The sequence below is a fragment of the Lactobacillus sp. UMNPBX4 genome (assembly GCF_002554115.1).
Classification (GTDB): Bacteria; Bacillota; Bacilli; order Lactobacillales; family Lactobacillaceae; genus Lactobacillus; species Lactobacillus gallinarum.
This window is the reverse complement of record NZ_PCZF01000096.1, coordinates 1-1,840: the sequence shown is the minus strand read 5'-3', so window position 1 is coordinate 1,840 and position 1,840 is coordinate 1. Positions and strand designations below refer to the sequence as shown.

The following is a 1,840-nucleotide window of genomic DNA, read 5'->3' as shown; positions in this document are numbered from 1 at the left end:
AAAGTGTCTGGGAAAAAACTAATTCCTAAGACATGAAAAAAGAACGATGATTTCCTTTTCGATTTCATCGTTCTTTTTCTATACTTTAACTGCCTTCCTTGATATTATTAAATCGCTACAGTATAAAAAGAAAGAAGACAATCTCAATGTATCAAAATTATACCACAGGCCAGACTGCTTTAACACTTAATTTAGACTTTACTATACCTAACAATCACTTGGCAACAGTGATCGGCTGGTTCGTCGATTCGATTCCAGAAGACGTCCTATTGGGCGATTCTGCCAAAACCGGGCGTCCTGCCTATCACCCTGCTATGATGCTTAAGATCTTGCTTTTTGCTTATTCTCGCAGAGTATTCTCAGGCAGAAAAATTGCGCTGATGTTAGAAGAAAATCTACCAATGATGGTATTGGCTGAGCACCAGCAGATTTCATACCATACCATCAATAATTTTAGATCGAGCGACCACGCCAACGAATTGGTCAAGAAATGCTTTCTTTACTTTACCAACCTACTGGAACAAGAAGGCTTGATCAACGAAGGGGCTATCTTCATCGACGGCACGAAAATCGAAGCCGATGCCAATCGCTATAGCTTTGTCTGGCGCAAGGCAGTTGAAAAGTATCATGAAAAGCTCAAAGGTCAAGCAGTTGAACTATATGATGAACTGATTGCCAAAGAAGTCGTCAAAGCAATGGCAAAAGAGCAAGTACAAACCAGTCAGGGGTTGACGGAGCTAGCGCAAGAAACGGAAGCTGAAATTGAAAAACTGACTGAAGAGATTGCCCAAGAGCCTAAAGCCATTCCTGGCGGCTCGGCTAGAAAAGCAAAAAGACGAGCTCTAAAAAAGCTGCTTCATAAGCTAAGAAAAGACTACGTGCCTAGAATGAAGAAGTATGAAGAGGCAGAAGAAGTCTTTGCTGGGCGAAATAGCTACTCTAAAACCGACCACGATGCGACGTTCATGCATATGAAAGAAGACCACATGAAGAACGGCCAGCTCAAGCCAGGCTATAATATCCAAGTCGCTACAACGGATCAATACGTAGTCGATTTTGCTTTGTATCCCAATCCGACTGACTTTAAGACGCTAGAGCCTTTTTTAAAACAGATGACGACAATGGACAAGTTCGATAAGATCGTCGCCGATGCTGGCTACGGCAGCGAGTACAACTACTCAATGCTTGAAGAAGAATATTCAGACAAGCAGTACTATATCCCTTATACCATGTACGAAAAGGAACAAACTAGAAAGTACAAAAACGATCCAACTAAGCTAGCCAACTGGTTCTATGATGAAGAAGACGATTACTACCTTGATCAAAACGGCGTTAGGTTTAGCTTCAAATGTTATAGTCGGCGTAAAGATAAATCGACTGGTCAGGTTCGCGATTTTAAGGTTTACGAAGCGGATAAATTTCAATTAACGCCAGAATTAGAGCGTTTAGCCAAAACCAAGAGCGGACGCCAGCGGCAGGTTCGCTATAATCCTAACTGGCAATACTTAAAAGAAAAAGCTAAAGGAGTTCTCCAAAGTCCTGAAGGCAGGTACATCTACAGCAAGAGAAAGTATGATGTGGAGCCAGTTTTTGGACATTTGAAGAACGTTTTTGGCATGCGTCGAACTCATTTAAGAGGCAAAAAGAAGGTTGAAACTGATGTGGGAATAGCCTTCATGATGATGAATTTAAGCAAATATTGGAACAGAAGATGGTCAAAGGACCAATCTTCTTTACACAAAAATAAAAATAACAAGAAAAAGACGGTCAAGCAACTCAAATTAAGAGTTGGATTGATCGTCTTTTGGTATCTGAAAGTTAGTTTTTTCCCAGACACTTT

1 protein-coding gene is annotated in these 1,840 nt (G+C 40.9%); it reads left to right on the top strand.

Features of this window, described 5'->3' with window-relative positions; all coding sequences use genetic code 11:
* Positions 1–146: 146 nt before the first annotated feature.
* A partial coding sequence (locus tag CP355_RS09780; RefSeq protein WP_095154385.1) for an IS1182 family transposase occupies positions 147–1,840 on the top strand: 1,694 nt, incomplete at its 3' end.